The organism is Roseivirga sp. AWQ4_251, assembly GCF_056158225.1.
Window position 1 is genome coordinate 2,273,335 of sequence record NZ_JBSWSW010000001.1, and the last position, 25,060, is coordinate 2,298,394.

Sequence of the window (25,060 nt, forward strand, 5' to 3'; positions counted from 1 at the left end):
TCAACCCCTCTTAAACTGCTCGTAATTAAACTCTGCGGTAACCTCCACCTCTTCGGCTATATTCTTGGAAACCACATTCGGTATTTTGATATCGTGATCGGCCAATTTCACTTTGAACTTGAGACTACCTACAATCGTACCCGATTTCACCTCTAAAACAGCTTCGGTATTCAAAGGCTTCGAAACACCATGAATCAACAACTCGCCTTCTACTTGAACCGTATAGGATCCATCTTTCAAAGCTTTAAGATCATCACCTACTGAAAAGTTACCTTTGAAAGTAGATTTCGGGAATTTACCCGATTCCATATAGTTTTCATTGAAGTGCTCTTGCATTAGCTTCTTTTCAAATTCGAAGGCTTTAATGAGCAAATCAACGGCTACTTGACCTTTACTTAAATCTATAATGCTCAGCACTTTATTATTATCAGCTTCAATGTCTTCTACAGGAGCATGAGAGAAAAACTTTATTTTTCCTTCACGGGTAATAAATCGGTCTTGTGCGTGAAGTACACTGCTTATTGCCATGATTAAAAGCACGGCTGATATTCTAGTTATTTTCATGTTAAGGTTATTGTTTTTCAGCATTGATTGAAAGGATTATGGAGCGCTCAATAAGCAGATCTAGCAAAATGCCAATGCACTCTCCGCGGATAACTACTTTGTCTCCAGGTTTCAGTTTGGCATAAGCTTCCGAATCAGAAGACTCAAGCGTACACTTTACCACGCCAAATCCACTGGTTCTCAAACTCACTTGAGGTTTGGTTTCTCCCTCATGATTCAGCCCCTCTACCTCTCCTTCTACTTCCACAATTTTGTTGAGGTATTTTGTATTGGCGGCTGTTTCGTCTGTTTCAAATTCTTCGTAAAAAGAAACGGCATTCACTTCAAATTCTGGAGAAAGGCGCTTCATGGAAGGAGCCGTTTTCAGAAATTGATTCCACACCACAAAGGCAATGATAGCCGCAACAACGAAGGCTGCTAAAAGCAAGCTTTTCTTTTTCATATCTATTTTGGTTGATTAGTTGGCAGAAGCTCCGTCAGACACCCAGCAAGAAATAGCCTGCACTTGTTCGGCCGATAAAGAACGACCACTCGAAGCAGGAGGCATTGTGCCCGCACCTGTTCTCGATTTTATTCTGCTTGCCTGATTTACTATGTTACTGTCGTTGGTAAAATTGGGAGAAACACTTCCGTTATGGCAGCCCGAAACGGCACAATTGGTTTGAATAATGGATTTGATATCAGCGAAAACCACATCCGTAGTTACTTTGGTTTGTAACACCACGGTACATCCGTTATCATCTTTTACGGTTACTTGGTATTCCCCTGAAGCCAAACCTGTGAAACTAGATTGCCCACTGAAACTACCATTATTCAACTGGTATTGATAAGGCGCTGCGCCTCCCGTAGCCGTCACCGAAATACTTCCTGTTGAATTTCCACAGTCGCTATTGTTGGCTTGTAGCGTGGCATTTACACCATCGTTGTTCAAAATCTGTACACTGATTTCAGACTGGCAGTCACCATCCGTTACGGTGACTACGTAAGTGCCAGCCGCCAATCCGCTAAAGGTCGGGCTTAACTGCGAGTTGCCTCCATTCAAAGCGAATTGATAAACGCCACCACCGCCCGTTACAGAAAGGGTGAAGCTACCATCGGCCACACCACAATTAGCATCTGATTTAGAAGCCAGGTTAACTGCAAGATCACTCAAGCAAGTTTCGGGAAGTGGTTCTTGCTCCGACACACAGCCCCATAACACAAGCCCAAAGCTTGTTAGGGCAACCAACAAAAGGTTAATTCTCTTCATAGCGTTGTATTGAAAGTATACCCCCAATACTGCACTGAATAATTATTGGCTGCGTGTGGTTGAAAATTCTCTACCTAAAACTTAAAAACCGCGCTTATGCATTATTCCTTTTGCCCTAAAAAGATATTTAATACCTTCCCCGACCTTAAACAAACCTCAATGAAACGGTATATTCTCCCTCTGCTTTTCATCCTTTCAATTTGCTATTCATGTAGCCCATCTTCCACTTCGGAAGAAACTCATGAGAAAAAGAAACCCAATGTCATCATCATATTCACTGACGACCAAGGTTATCAAGACTTAGGCAGCTTTGGTTCACCCAACATAGAAACCCCAATTATTGACAATCTTGCTCAACAAGGCGTAAAACTGACTTCATTCTATGCTGCCCAAGCAGTTTGTACAGCATCGCGTGCAGGCCTACTTACAGGTTCTTACCCTAATCGCTTGGGCATTAATGGTGCGTTTATGCCTAACAGCCCAAAAGGCTTAAATCCTTCTGAAACCACCATTGCTGAAATGTTAAAAGACAATGGTTACCATACGGGGATTTTCGGGAAATGGCATTTGGGAGATGACCCCAAGTTTATGCCAAACAATCAGGGTTTTGACGAATACTTTGGTATTCCTTATTCCAACGACATGTGGCCCTTTCACCCAGAACAAGGCACCGTTTTCAATTTCGATCCCTTGCCGCTTTACGAAAACGAAACCATTATCGATACCCTTACCGACCAGAGTAATCTCACCACTCAAATCACAGAAAGAAGTGTTGATTTCATCAAGAAGAATAAGGACAACCCATTTTTTCTATATGTAGCTCATCCTCAGCCTCACGTACCGCTTTTTGTGTCGGATAAGTTCAAAGGAAAATCTGAACGCGGCCTTTATGGCGATGTGATTATGGAAATTGATTGGTCGGTTGGCCAAATTCTTCAAGCCTTGAAAGACAATGGCATTGATGATAATACTTTGGTGATTTTCACTTCGGACAATGGCCCATGGTTGAATTATGGCGAACATGCTGGCTCAGCGCTTCCGCTAAGAGAAGGAAAAGGAACTGCATTGGAGGGCGGTCAACGCGTTCCTTGCGTAGTTTACTTTCCGGGAAAAGTTGAAGGCGGCAAAACCATTGACATTCCTATGATGAACATTGATGTACTCCCAACCATTGCTGAAATTACCGACAGCCATTTGCCAGAAGCTCCAATTGATGGAAAAAGCATGTGGGATGTTTGGACAGGAAAATCCGATGAAAGTCCGCAAGAAGCTTATTTCTTCTATTACAAGGTGAACGAATTACAAGGTGTGCGCTATAAAAATTGGAAGATGTATTTCCCTCATACTTATAGATCGCTGAATGGCCGCGAAGGTGGAAAAGGTGGAAAGCCGGTGCCTTACGACCAGAATAAAATCAAACAGATAGAACTTTATGATCTAAGCCAAGACATCAGCGAAACTCGCGATGTGGCTGCAGAACATCCTGAAATAGTAGAAAAAATCAGCAAAATGGCTGACGAAATGAGAGCGAAATTAGGCGATGCACTTCAAGGTGTGGAAGGCACGGAAAACCGTCCTGTGGGTATGGCAGAAAAGTAATTGAGACATGAAACTCTGGCCGAAATGGATTACACAGCCATTAGAAAATCGGCCAGGGTTTCATCTTTTGATAAACCCAATTTCTTCCTAAGCCTGTAACGAGCGGTTTTAACACTTTCAGGGGAAATACCCATAATAGCTGCGGATTCCTTCATATTCAAGTTCAACTTGATTAGAGCGCATAGTTTAAGCTCACTATTGCCCAAGTCAGGGAATCGTTGTTTCAGATGGCTGAAAAAGTCTTTGTGGACGTTTTCGAAATAGAGTTTAAAATCCTCCCAATCTTTATCTACGTCCAAAGCATTATCTACAATGCGGTTGAGCTTGCCGAGCTTTTTGCCAGTTTCTCCATCGGCACCTTTTTTCACTTCTTTAATCGATTCCTTCAACTCTTCCATTACTTCATTTTTGCGAATGAAATTGATGGTGTAAGAAGTGAGTTCCTTATTCTTGAACTCGAGCTCTTGCTTTAATTCTGCTTCTTTCAACTGCGCATTGGCCAGTTGCGCTTGGGCCAAAGCCGTTTTCAACTCAAAAATATCTTTGTCCTTTTTGATTCTCAATCGCTGCCTATTGATGATCAGGTAAGCACTTAACAACAAGAAAATCAGGGCGGCAATGAGGGAAAAATTTAATCGATCATTCAATTGATTTTTCTCTTCTAGCAGTTGTCTTTCCTGTTTTACGAGTTCGAGTTCTCTTTCTCGAACCTCAATTTCTTTACGCTTTTCCATCTCAGCAATGCGATTGGCCATTTGCTCATTGAACAAACTATCGCGCATAGCCATGTACAAATCAGAATAGTACAGCGCCTTGGCCCATTGCGTTTTAGCAACGTTCAGCTGTTTTAAATCCGAGTAAATTTCGCGGAGCCATTTTTTTGAACCGAAAGACTTTGCGTTGGCTTCAGCTTTATTCAAATAAACTTCAGCATGATTGAAATCTCCTTTTCGCAAGTATGCGGCTCCTATATTTTCGTAGTCTCTGGCAATCCCTTCCCTATCGTTAATGGCTTCGCTTAACTTTAAAGACCTGAACAAAAACTCAAGCCCTTCTTCATACTTTCCTTGATCGTTAAAAAGCAAACCCAATCGGTTATTCGATTCGGCAATGCCATATTGAAAACCATTATTTTGGTGAATATCGAGTGCCTTAATTAAGTGTTCGTAAGCCTTATCATAATCTTGCTGATAAGTAAAAACCTCCCCCATCTTGTTGTAAGTGGTGGCAATTCTATCATTTCGATTTAAAACCTGGTAGCACTTAATCGCACTTTGATAATAAGATAGAGCCAAATCATAGTTGCGTTGCTCGGCATGGATAAGACCAATGTTCAAATTGCAGTTTGCTTCACCAAGAGCATCGTCCAATTCATCGTAAATCGATAGGCCTTTCAACAAAGAAGTTAATCCCAACTCATAGTTGCCCCTTGTCCAATTAGCAACCCCAATTACGCGATAGGCAAAAGCTTGACCTTTTCTGAAAGAGAGTTCTTCGGCCAAAGCCAAAGCTTGATTTCCAAATTCATCGGATTTATTCGGGTCAATAATCCAATATTCAAACCCCAATTGGTTTAAAATATTGACTTTGATGGTGTCTTCGGATTTATAATTTTGGAGAATTACCTGCAGGCTGTCTATGTCGCGCTGTGCCAGAAGTTCAGCGGCTGAAAAGAATACGATTAGAAAAGCAATACAGATTACCCGCATCATTTGGACTGTGAGGTATTAGCTTGTTGATTGGAAAAGCGCGCAATTTAAAGAAGCAATTGGACAAATTGACAAAACACAGATACAATACATTTTTTTTCTAGGTTGGAAACAAGAAAGACATACAAAACTCACATTTAGCGAACGGCAAGGAAAAATACTATGGCTGACTGATGGGTAATCTTTAATTTAGAGCGTGATCTCTCAACTCAACCTTATTGACTGGCTCGCCATTGCCGGTTCGGCATTTGTGCTTGGCCTTTCTAAATCGGGCATAAAAGGCATCAGTATTATCATTGTGGCATTGATGGTGTTTGTTTTTGGAGCGAAAGCCTCAACAGGCATATTGCTGCCCATGCTAATTGTGGGCGATATTTTCGCGGTAATATATTACAACCGCCATGCACAATGGAAGTACCTTATCAAGCTTTTGCCCTTTATGATGGTTGGCGTAATTCTGGGTTCCATCATTGGCAAAAATATGCCCGAAGAAATTTTCAGAAAAAGTATGGCCATTGTCATCTTCATTTCCGTGGGTGTAATGTTTTGGTGGGACAGAAGAAAATCGAAAAAGGTACCAGAGCACATCAGCTTTGCTGGCATTATGGGCCTAACGGCAGGTTTCACCACCATGGTAGGTAACTTGGCAGGTTCATTCGCCAATATTTTCTTTCTAGCCATGAGGCTGCCCAAAAATGCATTTATTGGCACAACTGCGTGGCTATTTCTATTTATCAACCTTTTTAAAGTGCCTTTTCATGTTTTTAGCTGGGGAACCATCACTTGGAAAACACTTCAGGTAGATTTGCTCACCATACCCTTTATTTTTCTGGGGTTATTTACTGGGGTTCGACTTTTGAAAAAGGTTAACGATGCCTTTTTCAGAAAATTCATTTTGGTAATGACCGGCCTTGGCGCGGTATTGATTTATTTTACTTAAGCCTTTTTACTTATGGACTTCAACTTGAACCACACCTTGGCCATTTTAGAGCGCACTCCCTCAGTACTTAACGCGCTACTAAAAGACCAACTCAATGAATGGACCTTACAAAATGAGGGAGGAGAAACCTGGAATGCTTTCGATGTGATTGGCCATTTGATTCATGGCGAAAAAACTGATTGGATGGAAAGGGCGAAACTTATTCTTTCAGATTCTCCTAATAAAACCTTCCAACCCTTTGATCGTTTTGCTCAGTTTGAAATTAGTAAGGGCAAAAGCCTCAATCATTTGTTAGAAGAATTTGAAGCATGCCGTGTCGAAAACCTAAAAGAGCTGAGGAGTTTAAACCTAAGCACGGAGGATTTGGAAAAGAAAGGTGTTCATCCTGCATTGGGAGAAACCACCCTTTCTCAATTGCTTTCGACCTGGACCGTGCACGACCTTAATCACATAGCTCAGATTTCAAGGGTTATGGCTCATCAATATGCTGAAGCTGTTGGTCCTTGGAAGGCATTTCTGGGTATTTTGAATCAACAGAATTAAACTCTATTCCTCATCAAAATCGGCAGGGCCAAGTTCTAGCGCCCTAACAGGTTGAATAGCGTTACCGGCAATTCCTTTAATAGAACCATACATATCGATGGTGTTGGTGATTACCTTTTCAATCTGCTTTTCGCGCTGTTTCCAAATGCGGTTCATTGAACGTTTTTCACTTTCCAAATCTTCTTTCATTTGAGAAAAACCTTCAACAATGGCTTCAATCTGCATTTTAAAAGTGTTGCTGGTAAGGTAGTCGTATAACATATGCATTTTATCACCCTTGTTTTCTTGAGAACTGACCGCTAAGCTCAGTTTCACTATGGATTCTCTCAACACCAAACAGAGGCTCTTAAATTCTTCGTAACTACAAATCCAAACGCCATCTTTCAAGCCCATTCTATCAAAGTCAGAAGGCATCGCTTCGGTAACGATAACACCAATATCGGCTCCCTTTTCACGCATATCAGCCTTGAATTTCTCAATCCAACTAGGCTGAAATTCTTTGGTTCGCTTACTTTCGTAATAGATTTTTCCGCAGTTCTGAAGGGTTCTGGTGTTCACAACTTGAATACAATCCCCACCGCGAGCTCCTTTTTTCACTTCTTCAATATGATCTAAAGGAAAGCGGAAAGTCAACCATTCTTCTATGGCCAACTCCTGAACTTCGCCCTGCATTTGCATTGAACCCTGCTCCTGCTTGCGTTTCATTTCTTCAGTCAGCTTTTTCTGATCTTCCAGCTGTTTGAGTAATTCACGAATTCTAAGTTCGTTTCTCTCTTCTTCGGAACGCTTAATTTTATCCCTTTCAGCCAAAAGCATTTCATTGAGCTTCTTTTGAGCTTCCGCTTCTGCCGCTTCTTTCAATTCGGATTTCTCACGCTTCAACTTTTCAATCTCAGCCTTGGTTCGGTTTAATTCTTTGATTTGTTCCGATTTCTCATTCAGCTCCTTTTGTAAAGTCTGAAACTGATCCATTTGCTCTTCCTGAATCTTGGTTTTGAGCCGCTCCTCAATCGACTTGCGTTCTTCTTTTAAGCTCTTCTCCAATCGCTCACGAAAAAGCTCATTTTCTTGCTTTTTCTTTTGTTCAAATTCCTCTTTGGCCCTATTGAGCGCTTGCGCTTCTAGCTCATGGCGCTGTTGCTGTTCAGAAAGCTGTGCCTGATATTTTTGCTTAATCTCATCTTCAAGCTGATGAGCCAAAATATCCTGAACATCTATTGAAGTGCCACAATTGGGGCATTTTATCTGATTTTGATTTGCCATAGGTAGAAAAGCTTGTAGAATTAAAGGCCCTTCGGCAGGAAAAGCCAAGAAACTGCAATTACCTAAAGGATTTCGAATTGAGAAAATTTAAACTCAGAATTCCCCAAAAAACACCCTCAGACGGCTAGCGCACAGCTCCATATCAACTGACCATATGAAATTGCTTTACAAAAGCGGAAAAGAATCGCTACATTAAAATTTGACTGGTTGAAAACTTTCGAATCAGTTTGATCAACTAAAGAATTTTTGAACTACCATAAAATCAAAACGCTCAATGCAACAATCAATTTCTTTTAAAAAATGGCTGTGGGTAGTTTTCCTTTTCGGAGGAATATTAGCTAACGCCAAAGCTCAAGGCACAAGACTTTTGCGCCAACCAACCATGAGCAAAGACCACATTGCCTTTGTTTATGGAGGCGACCTCTGGCTCACCAACACCAACGGAAGCGACTTGGTGAGGCTCACCAGTACACCTGCCGTAGAAAGTGACCCTCATTTTTCACCCGATGGTAAACTTATCGCCTTCACCTCGAATCGTTCGGGTAGCAATGCGGTGTACATCATACCAGTGGAAGGTGGCACTCCTACCCGATTGACCTGGCATCCATCTGCATCCATGGCACGTGGCTGGACGCCCGATGGGCAAAACGTTCTTTACGCCACATCACGCAACAGTGCCCCCACCAGCATTAACCATTTATGGACTATTTCTAAAAATGGAGGCCCAGCCACACAACTTAGCGCACAATGGGGTTATGATGGTTCTTTTTCATCTGACGGAAAACAAATCGTTATCGATAAAGTAAGCCGTTGGGAAAGTGAATTCAGGAATTATCGCGGTGGTCAAAATACGCCATTGATTATTCTCGATTTGAAAAGCCAAAAAGAAACGCTGATTTCCAGCAACAAAACCATCGATATTCAACCAGTTTGGGTAAACGAAACCATCTACTTTATTTCCGATAGAGATTGGATTGCTAATGTTTGGGCATACAATACCAAATCCGGCAATCTCACTCAGATCACAAAATTCACAGGCTCTGATGTAAAATGGTTGGCAAAATCGCCTAATGGATTAATCATTGAACGAGAAGGCTACTTGCATAAGCTGAACCCTGCTAATGGACAAACCACCCAGCTCAACATCAATGTAATCGGGGATTTTCCATGGGCTGAAGTTCAATGGGAAGATGTAACTCGTTGGTCAAGTTCTGTTTCACTTTCACCTTCTGGAAAAAGAGTGGTAATGGAAGCAAGAGGAGAAATTTTCACCGTTCCTACAGAATATGGCGATCCTCGCAACATTACCCAAAGTTCAGGAGCCGCAGACAGAGCCCCGCTCTGGTCTCCAAAGGGAGATAAAATCGCTTGGTTTTCTGATATGGACGGGAAAGGCTATGCGCTTTATTTGGCCGACCAAGATGGCCTTTCGGAACCTACCAAAATCAGTATTGGCGAATCGAAAATGGCTTGGGAACCCACTTGGTCACCAGATGGAAAAATGATTGCATTCGTAGATGACGATGTACGCATTCGCATTGTAGACATTGCTGCGAAAACCACTACCACTGCGGATATTGGAGGCAATAACCTTGAAAGAGGCTCCACAGGCATAACTTGGTCGCCTGACTCCAAATTTCTGGCTTATGGAAAAACGGGCTTCAATAACATGAGACGAATCACAATTTGGTCGCTTGAAAACCAAACCACCCAAGTGCTCACCAATGAACTTGCCGACTCCTTCTCTCCTGCTTGGGACAGAGATGGCAAACACATGTATTTTTTAGCAAGTACCGATGTGGCGCTTGGTTCTGGCTGGGCAAACACCAGTGCTATGACAGCCAACCCCGAATACGCTGCGTATGTTATGATTCTGAAAGAAGGCATCGACTCTCCTTTTATTCCAAGAAGCGATGAAGAAGAGGTTAAGGACAAAGAAGAAGCGAAAGAGAAAAAAGAAAAGGAAGAGGGCGAAAAAGAAGTAGAAATCGATCCAGCAGGCATTGAAAGACGAACCATTGCTTTACCCATGTCTACAGGAAATTTCGGAAGCATGGTAAGTGGCCCAGAAGGCTCTGTTTTTATCAGTGAAAGAAAACCGAACACAAGAGGGTTAACAATTCAAAAGTTCAGTTTAGAGAAAAGAGAAGCAGAAGAATTTCTAACCAATGTAAATCGCTTTACCGTTTCTGCCGATGGCCTTAAAATGTTGGTTCAATCCAATGGAAGTTGGCAAGTAACAGGCACGGCTGGCAATTCAGGAAAAGGCGGCAAAAACTTCCGTGTAAACCTTCAAATGAAATTAGATAGACCAGCCGAATGGAAACAAATGTTTGAAGAAGCATGGCGATACGAAAGAGATTATTTCTACGATCCAAATATGCATGGTCGCGATTGGCAAGCGGTTTATGAGCGATACGCTCCTTTGGTTCCATTTGTGAAGCATAGAAGTGACCTCACTTATATTCTCGATCAAGTTAATGGAGAACTTTCTGTAGGCCATAGTTTTGTAGGTGGTGGCGACTACCCTTCCGTAGAAAGCTCAAAAGTTGGGCTGCTTGGCGCTGATTTGGAAGCCGATAAAAACCGTTGGAAGATCACCAGAATCTACACTACCGAAAGCTGGAACCCTGGCCTTACCAGTCCATTAGATAGACCTGGAATTAAAGTAGCCGAAGGCAATTATTTGGTTGGGATAAATGGAAAAGAGCTAAACGCCAACGATAATCCTTTTCAGTTTATGGATGGCACACTTGGCCAGCAAACGATAGTTCACATCAATGATAAACCTTCGTTTGAAGGTGCATGGACTGAGATTGTAGAGCCTATTGGCAGCGAGAATGCACTTAGGCAACGTGCTTGGGTTGAAGATAACAGACGAAAAGTGGATGAGCTTTCTAACGGAAGATTAGCCTATGTTTGGGTCCCTAACACCAGTGGCCCTGGCTATGTGTCCTTCAACCGTTATTTCTTCGCTCAACAAGACAAAGAAGGTGCTGTAATAGACGAGCGATTTAATGGTGGTGGCCTTTTGGACGACTACATGGTTGACTTGATGACCCGAGATTTAAGGGCTGGTCTAACCAATGAAGTTCCCAATGGCAGACCTTTCAGGTTACCAGCTGGAATCTTAGGCCCCAAAGTGCTTTTAATTAATGAAATGGGAGGTTCTGGAGGAGATTTCTTCCCTTGGGTTTTCCGTCAGCAGAAAGCCGGTCCGCTGATTGGCGCAACCACTTGGGGAGGATTGGTGAAATCGTCCACGCATTATGCACTAGTGGATGGCGGTTATTTAACGGCTCCAGACAATGCCGTTTTCGACCCCATAAACAATGAATGGGTAGCTGAAAATAAAGGAGTGGCACCAGACATAGCCGTTCGACAGGATGCCAAATCTTTGGAACAAGGCAAAGATCCGCAACTAGAAAAAGCTGTTGAAGAAGTGTTGAAACTGATCAAGCAAAAAGGCAGCATTACAGTTACGCCTCCCCCATTTTCAACACCAGCAAAAAAGAAAAACTAAATAGCTAAACCTTACCGATTCTACCGAAGTGTGGTGCCTTTTCCAATTTTCATAAGAAATAGGAATGCACTGCACTTCGGTTTTTTCTTTTTAAAGCGAAAATCTTGAGATAAAACCTCAAATTTGGCATCTCAAAAAAATCACCTCAAAATGGCCAAAAAACTCTATTTCAATTGGAGCACAGGAAAAGATTCAGCATTAGCCTTACATCGCTTGCTGCAAAACCCAGCATTTGAAGTTGGCCATTTGCTCACCTCTATCAACAATCATCATGATAGAGTGAGCATGCACGGTTTGAGAAGGTCGTTATTCGAAAAACAGGTAGAAGCTTTAAACATTCCCCATTCTACTCTTGAACTTCCTGAGCAGCCCGATATGGCCACTTACGAAAAGCAAATGAATGAAGTGCTTGCGCCTTTGGTAGAGAAAGGTTTTAACCATACTGGTTTTGGAGATATTTTTCTTGAAGATTTAAGACAATACCGAGAAGACAAACTCAAACCATTGGGTATTCAAGCCCATTTCCCTATTTGGAAAATCGATACGCGAGAACTCCTAAACGAATTTTTCGAACTTGGCTTCAGAGCTATTGTAGTTTGCACCAAAGGCGAGTTTTTAGACGATTCATTTGTTGGTCAAGAACTCACCCCTGAATGGGTCGCCCGTCTCCCCAAAGAAGTTGACCCCTGCGGAGAAAATGGAGAATTCCACACTTTCTGCTTCGATGGGCCCATTTTCCAGAACCCTATCAATTTCACCATTGGCGAAAAGGTTTACAGAGAATACGATGCGCCAGAAGGCGAAAAGAAAATGGGTTTCTGGTTCTGCGACCTCTTACCTGCTTAAGCCAAAAAGATTGATTCTTCTTCTTTCAGCCAAGCCAAAGCTGCTTCTTCATCTACAAACAAGGCTACATTTTTATAGCCTAATTTAAAGCAGCAGTTCACCCAAATCTTAAGCGCCTTTACATTAGAATGGGTGATTATGGCTCTTTTAAACTTTGGTTTGAAGCCAGAATCGGCCAGTCTATCGGCTGTAAAGGCCAAATTTGAAGATGAGAACTCCCAACCCAACTTTGGTTCTTTAAGCGTGAAATCCCGTAGATCGGATAAAAAATGACTGCATTGGTGCTTAGAAGCCAATTCAGACACCTGCTTGGAGTAAGCTGTTAATTGTGAAACATCCAATCCTCCTGTGTATTTGCCAGTTACAACATGCAACTGTTCATCATATTGAACTTGATACATTATAAAAATTCTCCCTAAAATTGATTTGAAAAGTGGCCTTTACAATGCTCAAAAAAGTTCTTTGCACACAAAAAAACCGACCTTAATAATAAATCCATCGAGGTCGGTTTTTTGTTCAGGATATTCTATTTTTTTTCGAGATTCCTCATTTTAATTTCAAATGGGAATCAGCTTATTCTACTCTACACATCATGCAACGAACACTTCCCCCTCCAAATTTTTCGATGGTTGGGATTGCCACTGAAACCAATTTCGAATAATTAGAGAGTTTTTCCTTTTGATCAATCGTTAAGGATTTCATGGCCAACTCAGACATAATCAATATGGAATGGCCATTTTCGTTTTCAACTTCTAACATATTGCCTGCGAAAGCATACATCTGATCCATGCTTATTTCCACAATCTCATGACCAGTAGATTCTAGGGCTTTTAAAACATCACCTCGTTGGTCTTCTGGAATAAACTCGGCACATATGACTGCATATTGAGATGCGATGCACATAATCACATTCGTATGATAAACAGCTTCACCTTCCTTATTGAAAAACTCGAAAAGTACCGCGTCATAATCTTCAATCTCACAAAACTTTGCCAGCACTTCTTCATTGGTACGGGTAGAAAGGCAGGCATATGCCAATCGATGTTCATAATCCAAAACAACGCTGCCCGTGCTTTCTAAGAATTTATCTTCGTTTTCATAATGCGATAAATCGATGACTTCGGACACTTCTACTCCTTGCTCCTGCAGCTGCTCAATCACTTCAATTCTTCTTTCAGTCCTTCTGCTTTCGGCCATCATAGGGTAAGTAATCACTCGCCCATTTTCATGAAATGAAACCCAATTGTTTGGAAAAACCGCGTTGGGTTTTGGAGGAAGATCAGAGTCATCTAAGTCAATTACAGCAACACCAGCTGATCGAATTTTCGCAACAGCGTTATCGAATTCACGCTTAGCATCACTTTCAATTTGGTTGACTTCTTCGGCACCTTCATCGTTCTGAAAAGAGTTAGATCTGGCGGTCAAAGGATCGAAGCCAAAGTGTTTTGGCCTCATCATCATGATACGTTTTGCAGCTTGTTTTGACATGCCGCAAAGAAACACTATTTCTTTAAAATCCGGGTAGAAAATCCTAATCCAAAAAGAAAATCCACATCGCTAGCAACGTTGGACAAATGGGTTCCAGCGTAAAGGTCAAGTTGAAGATTTGGCTTGACATTATAGGTAAATCCGAGGTCTATATTATGAGAGTCAAAACCCAGATCGCTGAAGGTTCCATAGAACTCTAAAAATGGGGTCAAACCATTGCCCAAAGCGTAAGACCCTACCACAGAATAAGACAAATTGAAATCCGAAATATCAGCAGTCATAAAGCCTCCTATACCGTACCCCAATGTAATCTTATCGGTAATAGTATTTGAGAAATTGGCTCTCAGATTTATTAAATCCTGAACCATACTTTCATCAAAAATATCGGTTACATATTCCGCTAAAAACGAAGCCTGAGGCACAAAACCATCTTCATTTAAAATATGAATTTTCACACCTAACCAAGTAGACGCAAACTGTACACCCGTCTTACGAACATCCTGCCCCACTTGCACTCTTTGAGTAGAAATGCTCTGAGCTAAACGTAATTCTAGAAAGTCTGTAAGGCCATATCTAAGTTGAAGAAAATTCAATGTGAAATCCTCAAACTTATAACCGCCAAAGCCATAATCCTCCACTTGAGTTTTAGCATAGCCCAAGCCAGATTCAATTTGAAAAGCGGTCTTGGGAACCACTAAGGAAGAATACGTTTGGGTAGGTCTATCCGTGCTCATTGATGGAGTTTTTGATTCTTGTGCCAAAAGACAATCCCCCAAGCAAAGCCATAGAAAAAGAGAAGAAAATACCCGAATTACATTTTTTAAACTCATCTAAATATTTTTCATTTTTAACTTTAAATCAGTAATTTACACAACTATTACTGATGTCTTTCTTTAAGAATTTTAATTACATCTCTCAGCGTGTAACCTTTAGCTTCTAACAGCACCATATAATGAAAAAGAAGGTCTGCTCCCTCGTTCAAAAACAGTTCTTCATTATCATCTTTAGCTTCAATCACTAACTCCACAGCTTCTTCCCCAACCTTTTGGGCTACCTTGTTAATGCCCTTTGAAAAGAGAAGCAAAGTGTATGATTCTTCAGGTGATTTTTGCTTTCTGTCTTTAATTATTTCAGTAAGGTAATTCAAAAACTCGACATCATTTTCATTAGCTTCATTAAAACAGGTATCATCTCCAGTATGGCAAGTTGGGCCTTGCGGAACACCTTTAACAAGGATTGTATCGGCATCACAATCTAGCAAAAGTTGTTTCACTAAAATATAATTTTCTGAAGTCTCTCCTTTCGTCCACAATCTATTTTTTGAACGACTGAAAAAGGTAACTTTTCCTGTTTCTTGGGTTACCTTCACAGCTTCTTCATTCATATACCCAAGCATTAAAACCTTGCTAGTAAAGGCATCTTGAACAATCACTGGAAGCAAACCATCTTCCTTTTTAAAATCCAATTTATTGATATCTGTAATTTCTCTCATTTTTCTACTCTCACGGGTATGTTGTACCCTCTTAAATATGTCTTTAAATCTGGGATTGAAACTTCTTTAAAATGGAAGATACTAGCAGCCAAAGCAGCGTCTGCTTTACCCACCGTAAAGGTGTCTAAGAAGTGCTCCATATTGCCAGCCCCACCCGATGCAATCACAGGAATTGTAAGCAGCCCTGAGACCTTACCAGTAAGCTCATTTGCATAGCCAGCTTTGGTTCCGTCATGGTCCATCGAAGTCAATAAAATCTCACCCGCACCGCGCTCTTGCACTTCCGCTGTCCAAAGCAAAGTTCGCTTTTCAGTAGCCGTTCTTCCACCGTTTACATGTACGATGTGCTCACCTTCCGAGAAGCGAGAATCGACCGCTACCACCACGCATTGACTGCCGAATTCCTGAGCCAGTTCATTGACCAAATCCGGCCTCATAACAGCAGATGAATTTATAGAGATTTTGTCTGCCCCAGCATTGAGCAATGCCGATACATCCTCAATGGAAGAAATGCCTCCACCAACTGTAAAAGGAATATTAATTTCGGCCGCTACTTTTCTCACCAACTCCACTAAAGTCTTTCGTTTTTCCACAGTAGCCGTAATGTCCAAAAACACCAATTCGTCCGCACCTTCTTCAGCATAACGAGCCGCCAGCTCAACAGGATCTCCAGCATCGCGAAGCCCTTCAAAGTTGATCCCTTTTACCGTTCTACCATTCTTGATATCGAGGCAGGGAATGATTCTTTTTGTTAACACTTATTCAATTCTAAGTTCTAATTTCTTTCTGTCTCCCTTAAAAGGAAGCGAGTTCCTCTAAACTGATTTTACCTTCGTAAAATGCCTTGCCCACAATGGTTCCGTAAACTCCCTGCTCATTCAATCTTTTCAGATCCTCCAAACAGGAAACTCCACCACTTGCTATCAATTTAATTTCGGGAAATTTCTCCATGATTTCACCATAGAGTTCAAAAGAAGGCCCTTGCAATAACCCATCTTTACTTACATCGGTACAGATTACGTGTTGAGCTCCCGCTTTCAGATACTCTTCTAAAAAGCTAAAAATATTGAGCCCAGACCCTTCTTGCCATCCATGCGTAAGGATTTCTCCATCCTTCACATCCGCTCCAAGAATGATTTTCTCTGGCCCGAAATGTTGTAACCATTCTTTCACCAAAGCTTGGTTTTTAACCGCTATGCTACCCGCAGTAATTTGCGCGGCTCCAGCCTCAAACGCTTCTTCAATAGCCTCACTAGATTTCACCCCTCCCCCAAAGTCTACATGGAGATTTGTGTTTTTGGTAATAGATTGAAGTGTTTTGCCATTTACGATTTTACTGGCTTTAGCACCATCTAAATCCACTACGTGAAGGCGCTTTAAGCCTGCATTTTCAAAAGTTTTGGCCACTTCCAAGGGATCGGAAGCATATTCCTTTTTCTGGTTATAGTCGCCTTGAGTAAGACGAACACATTTTCCGTCAATAATATCGATGGCGGGAATGATATGCATGTTTGGTTCTTATTTTTGGTTGAAGAAATGAAGCCTTAGGCTTCTATTTCCAGAAAATTAGCTAGGATTCTCTCTCCTATTTTTCCACTTTTTTCTGGGTGAGCTTGAAGCGCATAGAAATTATCTTTGTTTAGCGCTGCACTAAACTCATTGATGTATTCTGTTTTGGCTATGGTATTTGAACACAATTCAGCATAGAAACTATGCACATAATACACGTAACTTCCTTGATCCACCCCATCAAATAAAGGTGAGGACATTTCATTTAGATCATTCCAACCCATTTGGGGAACTTTTAAAAGAGGCTCGAATTTTTTAACCTTCACATCAAAAATCCCAAGGCAATCTGTGTTATTTTCTTCCGAATGACTACACATAAGCTGAAGCCCAAGACATACTCCGAAAACAGGTTGCTTAAGTGACTTGATCACGGCATCGAGTTTATTTTCTCTTAAAAACCTCATGGCTGTACTGGCTTCTCCCACACCTGGAAAAATAACCCGATCGGCCGATTGAATAATTTCAGGGTCTGCACTCAAAACAGGTTCAACCCCCAAACGCTGAAGTGCATATGAAACCGACTGCACATTACCAGCATTATAATCAATAATTACAACACTCATTCTTATTCAATTAATTGTCTTTTAAGCGGATACACCCTTCAAGACATATTAAAAACCAATAAGAAAGGAAACAGTTTAAACTGTTTCCTTCTTTTCTTTTAGTTTGGCTTCGATCTTTGATTTGATTTCAGGTAGTGACTCATACAGCTGCTCGTAAGAATCAATGATGAAGTAGTTTTCCTGCATTTTGTCCTTTCGGTAAGGCGTATCCAGAACTTTATCTACATCATATTCAAAATGATTTGGTTCATCGCTCAGTGAATATTTGGTTTCTCCCGCAGAAGAAAGAATACCAGCTCCGTAGATTTTAACATCACCATCTTCGCGAATCAAGCCAAATTCGATTGTAAACCAATAAATACGCGAAAGCAAGTGAATTGCCCACTCATCTTCAATCCATTCGTGCCCAAATTGACTGATTGCTTGTAAGAAATCAACGAAAGCTTGGTTGGTAAGCAAAGGAATATGAGCAAAGACATCATGGAACATGTCAGGCTCTTCCAAATAGTCGAGCTGACTCATTTTACGAACCCAAGTTGTAGCCGGGAATTTTTTATTACTCATCAGTTCAAAGAACAAACCGTCTTCTACAATACCTGGCACGGCATAGATTTCCCAGCCCGTTAATCCCTTCAGGATTTTATTGGTTTCATCAAAATTGGGAATCGCCTCACTGGTGAAATTGATCTTTTCTAAACCAGATAAAAACTCTTTTGTAGCCGCTTTTGGCAAGTTGGGAAATTGTCTGTCGAAAAGGATTTTCCAAACTTGATGGTCTTCAGCAGTGTAATTTTCGTAAACCTGTTTCATGTATTTATTTTTTAAGTTTCAATTCAAAAGGGTAGAAAAACAAAAAACCCGGCTCTTTCGGAACCGGGTCTTATATCTTCAATCTAGTGTTATCAATCCTAGTGCATAAAACTACCGTTCCGACTGATCGGGTTATGATAATAGTGGTAGTGATATGCTGTGTTCATTAACATTGAGCCAAAGGTAAAACCCATTTTTTAAAAGGCAACGCTTTTTTTGAAAAGTTTGTGTTAAGGAATGCGTAATGTCTTATTAAATTATTCAAACCTATCTCTCAAGAACAAAGCCTGAGAATTTAAAGACCATAATCAAGCTATCCACAAAACAATGTTGAAAAATTGATCGGCAAGAATGAGTATTGATGAGTAAAAGATCACCCAAGCCAATGTAGTCCATCTCAATTTTTGAGCGACATGATGCTTCCTATTCACCTTAATCAGAAACATTGCTAATAAAGCAGAAACCAACAAGCTTAGGGTAAAAGCTCCGATTCCCAAAGCAACCCCTATACGACCTTCGTCATTGAGGTTGATGAAATTAAAAAATCCGGCTAAAGCCCTTGGGTACAAAGCAGTCATCAGCACCGCATATAGCCATGGCTTCCACGGCAGTTTAATCAAATAGATATAGGCCAAACAAGCCGCTAATATGGTAACCAACGGCCCAACTGCGCTTACCAAAATCATATGCCAATGTGAGGCATAAGCGCCATCTACCAAATAGACACGATTCAGAGTTAGTGCGCTTTTATAACCCAAAACAACACTTGCTGTAAACCAGTGAGCAAATTCGTGCAACAACCAAGTTGCCAAAACGACTACACCAACAACTCCACTGAATTTAAGATTAGAAATGACTTTCATTTGAGATTTAAATTAGTCCCAAATGAAAAAGAGAAAGATTAAATGACCGAAAATTGACCAACGTCAAATTAGAGACAATTCAACGACAAATAGGTTTAGAGCAAATAGAAGCCTGTTTTGTAAATATCTGTATTGCCAGAATTCAGCGCCTTTGAAGCTTTTAGAATCGATAAAGCATTGACTACAAAGGCAACAATCCAAACCAGTAGCACTAACGGAAAGGATGTTTTTAAAATTTTAACGAATAAAGGAGCCGAAAGCAAAAACAGAGATGTAGCTACCAGCCAAAGGATCTGAAAATTTAAAACTCTTCTTGCGGTTCGGTTAAACTCACCGTTAGACCTATGCTTTCTCCAGTAGAAATAAGGAAGCATCAAACTACCAAAAGGCAACAAAAGCCCGACCAGGGCAAGGGTATTCATTTTTTTTATCTTATCAATCTCTTGAGAAAACTGAACTTTCTCGGAATTGAGTTCAGAAATCGAAACTTTCAAAGCATCAGCGATCATTCTTAATGAATGACCTCTAGCAGAAGATTGACCATTTTCTATGCGTTGAATAGTTCGGAGAGAAAGTTTTGTGTACCCTGCTAGTTCTGCTTGGCTAAGCCCCAGTTCATCTCTATAAAACTTTATCCTTTCCCCTGTTGTCATCTTGTAAATCTACAGGAATGCTACATAGAAAAATATCCTCAGCAAAAAAACAGCACCAAATTAAGCTCTGTTCTAGCTATCTCTACAATCATTTACTTATCTGCTGTTCGACCTGCTCTTGCCAATTCATCCAAGGATTGAACTCAACATCTGGATGAATTCCAATTTCTTCGTATTTTAAATATTGACTTAAATCCATATCCGTTGGGGTAATGGTGAAATGGTCCGAAGGCAAATCGTAAAAGGTGCCATAATTGATTCCGTAGGAAATTCCTCCGTTTGTTCTCCAACCGATATGAGTAGCATTCAAGCGCTTTTTAGCTTTAAGTGTGAAAATCTCGGCATTACTCACACTAAAGTAATTCGTTAAAACAAAGACTTTCTTTCCTTTTGATGCCTTGCTTACCGCTTTAAATAAGGAGTTGAAAATCCGGGTCGACCCGCCTCCATTATTTCGGAGATCTATAATCAAAACATCGGAAAGTTTGGCCTTGAAAAGTTGCTCAATAAACTCTTTGCTTTTCTCTCTATTAGCTTCTGAATTACTAAATGAATCAAACCAAACATAACTCGCAGAAGGGCTGAAATCATGGATTTCATAAGGTGTAAAGCCTGGATCAACTAAAGCCTGATTGACTTTGGGGACATTAACCTTAGCAAGGTTGGAAAAGAAAGAACCCGATTGAAATCTGAATTTCTTTCTATACATCATATTAATCTTATCAAAGCTCAACATGACATCATAAGCATCGGCTTGATCAGTTTCCTTCAAAAACATACAAACCTCTCCTTTCTTCCAATTTGTGGGTTCACTTTCAGCAATAACCCCAATCAGGCTATCCTTTTGATCCGTGCGATAAATCGCCAATTTCAGTTTGCCAGACACATCATAAATTCCCTCAATGTCATCATAAGCCCTCACTCTTAACTGTTCTAACTTCTTGTCGGAAAAACTCACTGCCAAACCATTGAAAACCGCTTGGTCTTCCTTTGATTTATAAGTCAAGCCTAAGTGCCGATCTTTCAAGAAACCGACCAACTGGTTGAGCTTCCAAAAACATTGCTCTACACCAATTTCTTCATCGCCCATCAAACTCCGGAAGAGCGATTTAAATTCGGTTTCTGCCTTACCTTTTACTTGATCTTTGTAAGAAGGAGTCTTCTCTAGTTTTGTGCGAACAAATTCTAAATCAGCATTGCAGTTACAAGTTTGTTGTGCTCTCATTTGCTGACCGAAACACAAAATAAGAAGCGAAATACACAGCGTTTTCATCATGACCTTTTTGAAATTTACTACCCAAACATACGGTCGAAAAATGGCCTTGATTCTACTTAAAAGCATTTTGGGGCGAAATACTACATATCTGTGGTGGAATTGACAGCCTCTTCGACTAGTGTTTGATAGGTTTTTGAAACGGGAACTTCCATACCCTGTGTGAGTACAACAATCAACTTCCTATTCTCCCTTTTCCATTGCACAAAATGATAGGGATTGATCAAAAAAGAGCGATGCGTTTTGAGTAAATCGGGAAAAGATTCTTCGATTATGGTAAGCTTATTCCTGATCAACTGTCGTTTCAACTGCCCACCATCCAGAAAGAAAACTTCAACATAATTATCTGCAGACTGAATACAAATAAGATCAGAAAACAACAGCCTAATACCTTCATAATTTCCTTCTCCTTTGATTTCTATACGTTCATCCTTTCGCATTTTCTCGCTGTATTTTCCTAAGCCAAATCGTCCCAAGAAAAGCGGGGGAATAAGTGTAATCATGGCAGGCGTAAAAATAGAAGTCGCAAAAAAAGAAAAGGAATAAGCGTTGGGATCGGAATCCATAACGCCATAGAAATAGTAGCACCAAGCTATCGACAAGCCAATCAGCACCATGCAAATCAAGAAAATGACTTCATGAAAAACGCTCCATTTCGCAGCATAAAGCTTCAGAAGAAGGTATTGAATTGGAAACACCAACAGATAAGCCGACATTCCAATAAGTGCATAAATGGGTAAAAATGTCAATTGCTCACCCCTACTCAACTCGCCTACATCTAATGGCTTTGTAGCGAACAAAAAGACAAAAACCCAGAAACCGAAAGCCACAGCCAATAAAACATGGTGCTTAACAGAAGAATCGTAAGGGTATGGCTTCAATGGATTGTGGATTTGCGTGCAATGTTAGAAAAGCTGCAATGCATTTTCAAGAAAGACCTCCTGATCTTCACTTCAAGACGAAATCTAATTTCTTACTAAAAAGTAGAACATATGTAAAATGGTTTTCTATATTTGTTCTACAATCTAGTAAGTTATGAAAGAAACAAGACTGGGAGATTTTGAAGAGGTCATCCTTTTATTGGTTGGCATTCTGGACAGAGAGGCATATGCTTTTAAAATCGCTGAGGAATTTGAAAAACAAACCGAAAGACCCGTCTCCATTGGAGCTGTGCATTCTACACTGAATCGGCTGGGTGAAAAAGGATTTCTCACTTCCGAAATGGGCGATGCTACCGCAGAACGCGGAGGAAGACGTAAAAGGATTTATACCATTACCGCTGCTGGTCAAAGGGTTTTGCAAGAATCGCGCGACTTCAAAATGTCACTCTGGAACCAGTTTCCAGCTTTTGCAGGCAATCTCAAATTCGATTTTTAATCAATGGATTCCTTTCGCAAAGCACATCCATAGCAATCCACTCTGCTCTCCAACCATAATGAGAAGCACAAATGATAAACCCCAAAAACCATATCACTCCTCCTCGCCTAGCAGAAAAAATACTGCTTTGGTTCTTGAAAGATGAACTGGCAGAAGAAGTTTTGGGCGATTTGGACGAGAAGTTCTATTCAACAGTAGAAAAACATTCACCCCGAAAGGCAAAGCGCAACTATTGGTTTCAGGCCTTTAACTACTTAAGACCCTTCGCTTTAAAATCAACAAAACTCAAAAACTTAAATCGCAACCTTATGATTGGTCATTTCATAAAAATCTCCTGGAGAAATTTCCAGCGAAACCGAGTTTTCTCTTCCATAAAAATTATTGGTTTCGCCATTGGCATTGCGGCTTGTATTCTGATTTCGCTATTCATTCATAATGAAATCAACTATGACAGCCACTATGTTCATCAAAACCAGATTTACAGAATTGCAAATCAATATTCAGATGCCGGTGATTTTGGCCGCTGGACGAACATGCAAGGCCCTATTAAGCCTGTTTTACAAGATCATGTTCCTGACATCGAATTGATTGCACGAACAGTGTTTTGGAAATGGGCCGATGTGGGTGAAAATCATATTCGCAGAGATGGCACGAAGTACAACTTTTACGAAGATGGATTCTTTTATGCCGACCCAGAATTGCTTGAAATTCTTGAAATACCAATGGTTTATGGCGATCAGAAAACAGCTCTTTCTGAACCTAATAGCCTAGTTATTTCTAAAAGTAAGGCAGAAAAATACTTTCCTGGCGAAAATCCTATCGGTAAGCAGATGATCCTGAATGACAGAACATTTGCGCCTTACACCATAGGTGGCGTAATGGAGGATTTATCCAATACAACACATTTACAAGGTGATTTTATAATGACTTTAGCGGGCAGAGAATTTGGCCCAGGTACTTCAGGCTGGTGCTGTTCTAACTATACTTTTTACATCCGAACCATTCCCAATGCCGATAAAAGTGTGATTGAAGATAAGTTGGTAAAAATCCGAGATACCTATGTGATGAATGAACTGCAAGAAGAAGGCATCGCAGACCTCGATCAAATCAAAAAATATCAGTCCTATTATTTGCAGCCCATCAAAAACGTGTACTTAAATCCCGAAGAAATTGGCGACTATCAGAAGCATGGCAACATTGAACTGGTTTGGATTTTTGGAGCTATTGCTGTTGTCGTGCTTATTCTGGCCTGCCTGAACTTCATCAACTTATCAACCGCCAAATCAATAAAACGCGCCAAAGAAGTTGGACTTAGAAAAGTAGTTGGTTCCTATAGAACCAGCCTTGTCAAGCAATTCCTTACCGAATCCATTTTCTACAGCGTGCTTTCAGTAATGCTAGGATTAATATTTGCATTTTTTGCCTTGCCCAGTTTTAACCAAATCGCTGAAAAATCATTATCACTTCCCTGGCTTTCGGTATGGTTTGTTCCTTTACTCCTTTTAGCCGCCATAATTATTGGCTTTATTTCAGGGATTTACCCAGCGCTTTACCTTTCCAAATTCAGCCCAATTGAAGCACTGAAAGGAAGCGCTAAAGCTGGAAGAAAGGCTTCTTCGGTTCGAAATGGAATGGTGATTTTTCAATTTACCGCCACAGTGGTGCTCATCATCTGCTCTTTGTTTTTGCACAAACAATTCGACCATTACATGAATCAGTCATTAGGTTATGAAAAGGATCAAGTGATTAATATTCTAGGCATCAACTCTATGCCTTATCAGCAAAGAAGCACATTCAAAGATGATTTGTCGCGGCTCTCTATGGTAGAAAACGCAACACTGGGAGACTATTTACCTGTTGCGGGAGGTCGCACGACCAATGCCAGTTATTGGCCAGATGGCCGGAAAAACCTCGATCCTGGATTTGAAGCAGCGACTTGGGCCGTGGATGAAGATTACCTTGAAACCATGGGAATGGAACTGTCTCAAGGCAGAAATTTCACCGACCAAACTTCTGATGCTGAAGGCATAATCATTAACGAAAGTATGCTGAAAGAATTGAACTTAGAAAATCCCATCGGTGCCCGACTTATCGATATGTTCGATGCAAAATTCACGGTTGTTGGGGTGGTTAAAGACTTCTATTTCGAATCATTGGCTGGTAAAATAAGGCCTTTGGCTATGGTGCGGGGTAAAGGAAATTCAACAATTTCAGTAAAAGTGAATGCAGAAAACCTTAATCAGGCTATAGCTGGAATTACCAAAGTTTGGGATGGTTTTATGCCTAACCAACCCATCCGATATTCATTTATGGACGAAAGGTTCGAGCAAATGTATGCCAGCCTTCTTCAATCTAAGCGCCTCTTCATTATTTTCTCGGTAATATCAGTAATCGTGGCCTGCCTTGGTTTATTTGCTTTATCGGCTTACACTATTGAACAGCGAGGCAAAGAAATAAGCGTAAGAAAAGTACTGGGAGCAAGCGTAAGTAGAATATTCACATTGCTAGCTAAAGACTTCATCAAACTGGTATTAATTTCTATTATGGTCGCTTTTCCAATTGGCTGGTATGCGATGGAAAATATATTCCAAGGCATGGAAAACACCATTGATTTATCTTGGTCCATTTTTATTCTGGCGGCCGTCATCGCTTTTATCATTGCGGTATTCACAATAAGCTTCGAATCGATTAAAGCGGCCTTGGTTAATCCAGCTCAAAAACTACGATCAGAATAAG

The 25,060-nt window shown here is 40.7% G+C and carries 24 protein-coding genes; 7 read left to right on the forward strand and 17 right to left on the reverse strand.

Features of this window, described 5'->3' with window-relative positions:
• Genes ACXACJ_RS10025 through ACXACJ_RS10035 form a run of 3 tightly spaced genes read right to left on the reverse strand, consistent with a single transcriptional unit; the run spans window position 1 to window position 1,813 of the window.
• Window positions 1–564 (reverse strand): YceI family protein, encoded by a 564-nt coding sequence (locus ACXACJ_RS10025; RefSeq protein WP_475134226.1) that lies wholly within the window; start codon window positions 562–564, stop codon window positions 1–3.
• Between the two features lie 7 nt (window positions 565–571).
• The gene (locus ACXACJ_RS10030; RefSeq protein WP_475134227.1) at window positions 572–1,006 is read right to left on the reverse strand and encodes an OB-fold protein; all 435 of its coding nucleotides are present in this window, start codon (window positions 1,004–1,006) and stop codon (window positions 572–574) included.
• A gap of 15 nt (window positions 1,007–1,021) precedes the next feature.
• Complete coding sequence (locus ACXACJ_RS10035) at window positions 1,022–1,813, reverse strand: SprB repeat-containing protein (protein WP_475134228.1); 792 nt, start codon at window positions 1,811–1,813, stop codon at window positions 1,022–1,024.
• Window positions 1,814–1,972: 159 nt separating this feature from the next.
• Between ACXACJ_RS10035 and ACXACJ_RS10040 the strand changes: the two genes are divergently transcribed.
• Window positions 1,973–3,412 carry a sulfatase family protein gene (locus ACXACJ_RS10040; protein WP_475134229.1) on the forward strand — a complete coding sequence of 480 codons (1,440 nt, stop codon included), beginning with the start codon at window positions 1,973–1,975 and terminating at the stop codon, window positions 3,410–3,412.
• 29 nt (window positions 3,413–3,441) lie between these two features.
• On the opposite strand, the gene ACXACJ_RS10045 is transcribed toward ACXACJ_RS10040, so the two are convergent.
• Window positions 3,442–5,124, reverse strand: coding sequence for a tetratricopeptide repeat protein (locus ACXACJ_RS10045; RefSeq protein ID WP_475134230.1), 1,683 nt, complete (start codon window positions 5,122–5,124; stop codon window positions 3,442–3,444).
• Window positions 5,125–5,317: 193 nt separating this feature from the next.
• Between ACXACJ_RS10045 and ACXACJ_RS10050 the strand changes: the two genes are divergently transcribed.
• Complete coding sequence (locus ACXACJ_RS10050) at window positions 5,318–6,061, forward strand: sulfite exporter TauE/SafE family protein (protein WP_475134231.1); 744 nt, start codon at window positions 5,318–5,320, stop codon at window positions 6,059–6,061.
• Window positions 6,062–6,073: 12 nt separating this feature from the next.
• Window positions 6,074–6,604: a DinB family protein gene (locus ACXACJ_RS10055; protein ID WP_475134232.1), complete on the forward strand. Its 531-nt coding sequence runs from the start codon at window positions 6,074–6,076 to the stop codon at window positions 6,602–6,604.
• 3 nt (window positions 6,605–6,607) lie between these two features.
• Here the strand turns inward: ACXACJ_RS10055 and ACXACJ_RS10060 are convergent, their stop codons facing one another.
• Window positions 6,608–7,867, reverse strand: a complete 1,260-nt coding sequence (locus ACXACJ_RS10060; protein ID WP_475134233.1) for a DUF2130 domain-containing protein — start codon at window positions 7,865–7,867, stop codon at window positions 6,608–6,610.
• Between the two features lie 274 nt (window positions 7,868–8,141).
• Here ACXACJ_RS10060 and ACXACJ_RS10065 point away from each other — a divergent pair, with 274 nt between their 5' ends.
• Entirely contained in the window at window positions 8,142–11,390 is a 3,249-nt protein-coding gene (locus ACXACJ_RS10065; RefSeq protein WP_475134234.1) for a S41 family peptidase, read from the forward strand.
• A gap of 150 nt (window positions 11,391–11,540) precedes the next feature.
• On the forward strand, window positions 11,541–12,236 hold the full coding sequence (locus ACXACJ_RS10070) for a Dph6-related ATP pyrophosphatase (RefSeq protein WP_475134235.1): 696 nt from the start codon (window positions 11,541–11,543) through the stop codon (window positions 12,234–12,236).
• On the opposite strand, the gene ACXACJ_RS10075 is transcribed toward ACXACJ_RS10070, so the two are convergent.
• The 12 genes from ACXACJ_RS10075 to ACXACJ_RS10130 all read right to left on the reverse strand — a co-directional run bounded on the left by ACXACJ_RS10075 (window position 12,233) and on the right by ACXACJ_RS10130 (window position 21,828).
• A complete protein-coding gene (locus tag ACXACJ_RS10075; RefSeq protein ID WP_475134236.1) occupies window positions 12,233–12,637 on the reverse strand; it encodes a SpoIIAA family protein in 405 nt (134 codons plus the stop codon). The two genes, ACXACJ_RS10070 and ACXACJ_RS10075, sit on opposite strands and share 4 nt — an antisense overlap.
• 172 nt (window positions 12,638–12,809) lie before the next feature.
• Window positions 12,810–13,724 carry a citrulline utilization hydrolase CtlX gene (gene ctlX, locus ACXACJ_RS10080; protein WP_475134237.1) on the reverse strand — a complete coding sequence of 305 codons (915 nt, stop codon included), beginning with the start codon at window positions 13,722–13,724 and terminating at the stop codon, window positions 12,810–12,812.
• A gap of 14 nt (window positions 13,725–13,738) precedes the next feature.
• Entirely contained in the window at window positions 13,739–14,458 is a 720-nt protein-coding gene (locus ACXACJ_RS10085; RefSeq protein ID WP_475134238.1) for a transporter, read from the reverse strand.
• A 143-nt stretch (window positions 14,459–14,601) separates the two neighbouring features.
• On the reverse strand, window positions 14,602–15,216 hold the full coding sequence (gene hisIE, locus ACXACJ_RS10090; protein ID WP_475134239.1) for a bifunctional phosphoribosyl-AMP cyclohydrolase/phosphoribosyl-ATP diphosphatase HisIE: 615 nt from the start codon (window positions 15,214–15,216) through the stop codon (window positions 14,602–14,604).
• Entirely contained in the window at window positions 15,213–15,974 is a 762-nt protein-coding gene (gene hisF / locus ACXACJ_RS10095) for an imidazole glycerol phosphate synthase subunit HisF (protein ID WP_475134240.1), read from the reverse strand. Before hisF ends, hisIE begins: the two co-directional genes overlap by 4 nt.
• A 37-nt stretch (window positions 15,975–16,011) precedes the next feature.
• Complete coding sequence (gene hisA, locus ACXACJ_RS10100; RefSeq protein ID WP_475134241.1) at window positions 16,012–16,725, reverse strand: 1-(5-phosphoribosyl)-5-[(5-phosphoribosylamino)methylideneamino]imidazole-4-carboxamide isomerase; 714 nt, start codon at window positions 16,723–16,725, stop codon at window positions 16,012–16,014.
• 35 nt (window positions 16,726–16,760) lie between these two features.
• A complete protein-coding gene (gene hisH / locus ACXACJ_RS10105; protein ID WP_475134242.1) occupies window positions 16,761–17,348 on the reverse strand; it encodes an imidazole glycerol phosphate synthase subunit HisH in 588 nt (195 codons plus the stop codon).
• A gap of 75 nt (window positions 17,349–17,423) precedes the next feature.
• Window positions 17,424–18,158, reverse strand: a complete 735-nt coding sequence (locus ACXACJ_RS10110) for a phenylalanine 4-monooxygenase (protein ID WP_475134243.1) — start codon at window positions 18,156–18,158, stop codon at window positions 17,424–17,426.
• Between the two features lie 308 nt (window positions 18,159–18,466).
• On the reverse strand, window positions 18,467–19,021 hold the full coding sequence (locus ACXACJ_RS10115; protein ID WP_475134244.1) for a hypothetical protein: 555 nt from the start codon (window positions 19,019–19,021) through the stop codon (window positions 18,467–18,469).
• 95 nt (window positions 19,022–19,116) lie between these two features.
• Window positions 19,117–19,674: a helix-turn-helix domain-containing protein gene (locus ACXACJ_RS10120; protein WP_475134245.1), complete on the reverse strand. Its 558-nt coding sequence runs from the start codon at window positions 19,672–19,674 to the stop codon at window positions 19,117–19,119.
• Between the two features lie 88 nt (window positions 19,675–19,762).
• Window positions 19,763–20,950 (reverse strand): S41 family peptidase, encoded by a 1,188-nt coding sequence (locus tag ACXACJ_RS10125; RefSeq protein WP_475134246.1) that lies wholly within the window; start codon window positions 20,948–20,950, stop codon window positions 19,763–19,765.
• An 80-nt stretch (window positions 20,951–21,030) separates the two neighbouring features.
• Entirely contained in the window at window positions 21,031–21,828 is a 798-nt protein-coding gene (locus tag ACXACJ_RS10130; protein ID WP_475134247.1) for a LytTR family DNA-binding domain-containing protein, read from the reverse strand.
• A 154-nt stretch (window positions 21,829–21,982) separates the two neighbouring features.
• Between ACXACJ_RS10130 and ACXACJ_RS10135 the strand changes: the two genes are divergently transcribed.
• Both ACXACJ_RS10135 and ACXACJ_RS10140 read left to right on the forward strand, forming a co-directional pair.
• The gene (locus ACXACJ_RS10135; protein WP_475134248.1) at window positions 21,983–22,324 is read left to right on the forward strand and encodes a PadR family transcriptional regulator; all 342 of its coding nucleotides are present in this window, start codon (window positions 21,983–21,985) and stop codon (window positions 22,322–22,324) included.
• A gap of 71 nt (window positions 22,325–22,395) precedes the next feature.
• The gene (locus ACXACJ_RS10140) at window positions 22,396–25,059 is read left to right on the forward strand and encodes an ABC transporter permease (RefSeq protein WP_475134249.1); all 2,664 of its coding nucleotides are present in this window, start codon (window positions 22,396–22,398) and stop codon (window positions 25,057–25,059) included.
• The last annotated feature ends 1 nt before the right edge of the window (window position 25,060 follow it).

Coding starts and splice junctions, on each gene's coding strand:
- ACXACJ_RS10045 (WP_475134230.1), bottom strand. CDS start 5,124: ATGATGCGGGTAATCTGTATTGCTTTTCTAATCGTATTCTTTTCAGCC.
- ACXACJ_RS10085 (WP_475134238.1), bottom strand. CDS start 14,458: ATGAGCACGGATAGACCTACCCAAACGTATTCTTCCTTAGTGGTTCCC.
- ACXACJ_RS10040 (WP_475134229.1), top strand. CDS start 1,973: ATGAAACGGTATATTCTCCCTCTGCTTTTCATCCTTTCAATTTGCTAT.
- hisH (WP_475134242.1), bottom strand. CDS start 17,348: ATGAGTGTTGTAATTATTGATTATAATGCTGGTAATGTGCAGTCGGTT.
- ACXACJ_RS10120 (WP_475134245.1), bottom strand. CDS start 19,674: ATGACAACAGGGGAAAGGATAAAGTTTTATAGAGATGAACTGGGGCTT.
- ctlX (WP_475134237.1), bottom strand. CDS start 13,724: ATGTCAAAACAAGCTGCAAAACGTATCATGATGATGAGGCCAAAACAC.
- ACXACJ_RS10030 (WP_475134227.1), bottom strand. CDS start 1,006: ATGAAAAAGAAAAGCTTGCTTTTAGCAGCCTTCGTTGTTGCGGCTATC.
- ACXACJ_RS10060 (WP_475134233.1), bottom strand. CDS start 7,867: ATGGCAAATCAAAATCAGATAAAATGCCCCAATTGTGGCACTTCAATA.
- ACXACJ_RS10140 (WP_475134249.1), top strand. CDS start 22,396: ATGATAAACCCCAAAAACCATATCACTCCTCCTCGCCTAGCAGAAAAA.
- ACXACJ_RS10025 (WP_475134226.1), bottom strand. CDS start 564: ATGAAAATAACTAGAATATCAGCCGTGCTTTTAATCATGGCAATAAGC.
- ACXACJ_RS10075 (WP_475134236.1), bottom strand. CDS start 12,637: ATGTATCAAGTTCAATATGATGAACAGTTGCATGTTGTAACTGGCAAA.
- ACXACJ_RS10035 (WP_475134228.1), bottom strand. CDS start 1,813: ATGAAGAGAATTAACCTTTTGTTGGTTGCCCTAACAAGCTTTGGGCTT.
- ACXACJ_RS10115 (WP_475134244.1), bottom strand. CDS start 19,021: ATGAAAGTCATTTCTAATCTTAAATTCAGTGGAGTTGTTGGTGTAGTC.
- ACXACJ_RS10110 (WP_475134243.1), bottom strand. CDS start 18,158: ATGAAACAGGTTTACGAAAATTACACTGCTGAAGACCATCAAGTTTGG.
- ACXACJ_RS10065 (WP_475134234.1), top strand. CDS start 8,142: ATGCAACAATCAATTTCTTTTAAAAAATGGCTGTGGGTAGTTTTCCTT.
- ACXACJ_RS10125 (WP_475134246.1), bottom strand. CDS start 20,950: ATGATGAAAACGCTGTGTATTTCGCTTCTTATTTTGTGTTTCGGTCAG.
- ACXACJ_RS10055 (WP_475134232.1), top strand. CDS start 6,074: ATGGACTTCAACTTGAACCACACCTTGGCCATTTTAGAGCGCACTCCC.
- hisA (WP_475134241.1), bottom strand. CDS start 16,725: ATGCATATCATTCCCGCCATCGATATTATTGACGGAAAATGTGTTCGT.
- ACXACJ_RS10135 (WP_475134248.1), top strand. CDS start 21,983: ATGAAAGAAACAAGACTGGGAGATTTTGAAGAGGTCATCCTTTTATTG.
- ACXACJ_RS10070 (WP_475134235.1), top strand. CDS start 11,541: ATGGCCAAAAAACTCTATTTCAATTGGAGCACAGGAAAAGATTCAGCA.
- hisIE (WP_475134239.1), bottom strand. CDS start 15,216: ATGAGAGAAATTACAGATATCAATAAATTGGATTTTAAAAAGGAAGAT.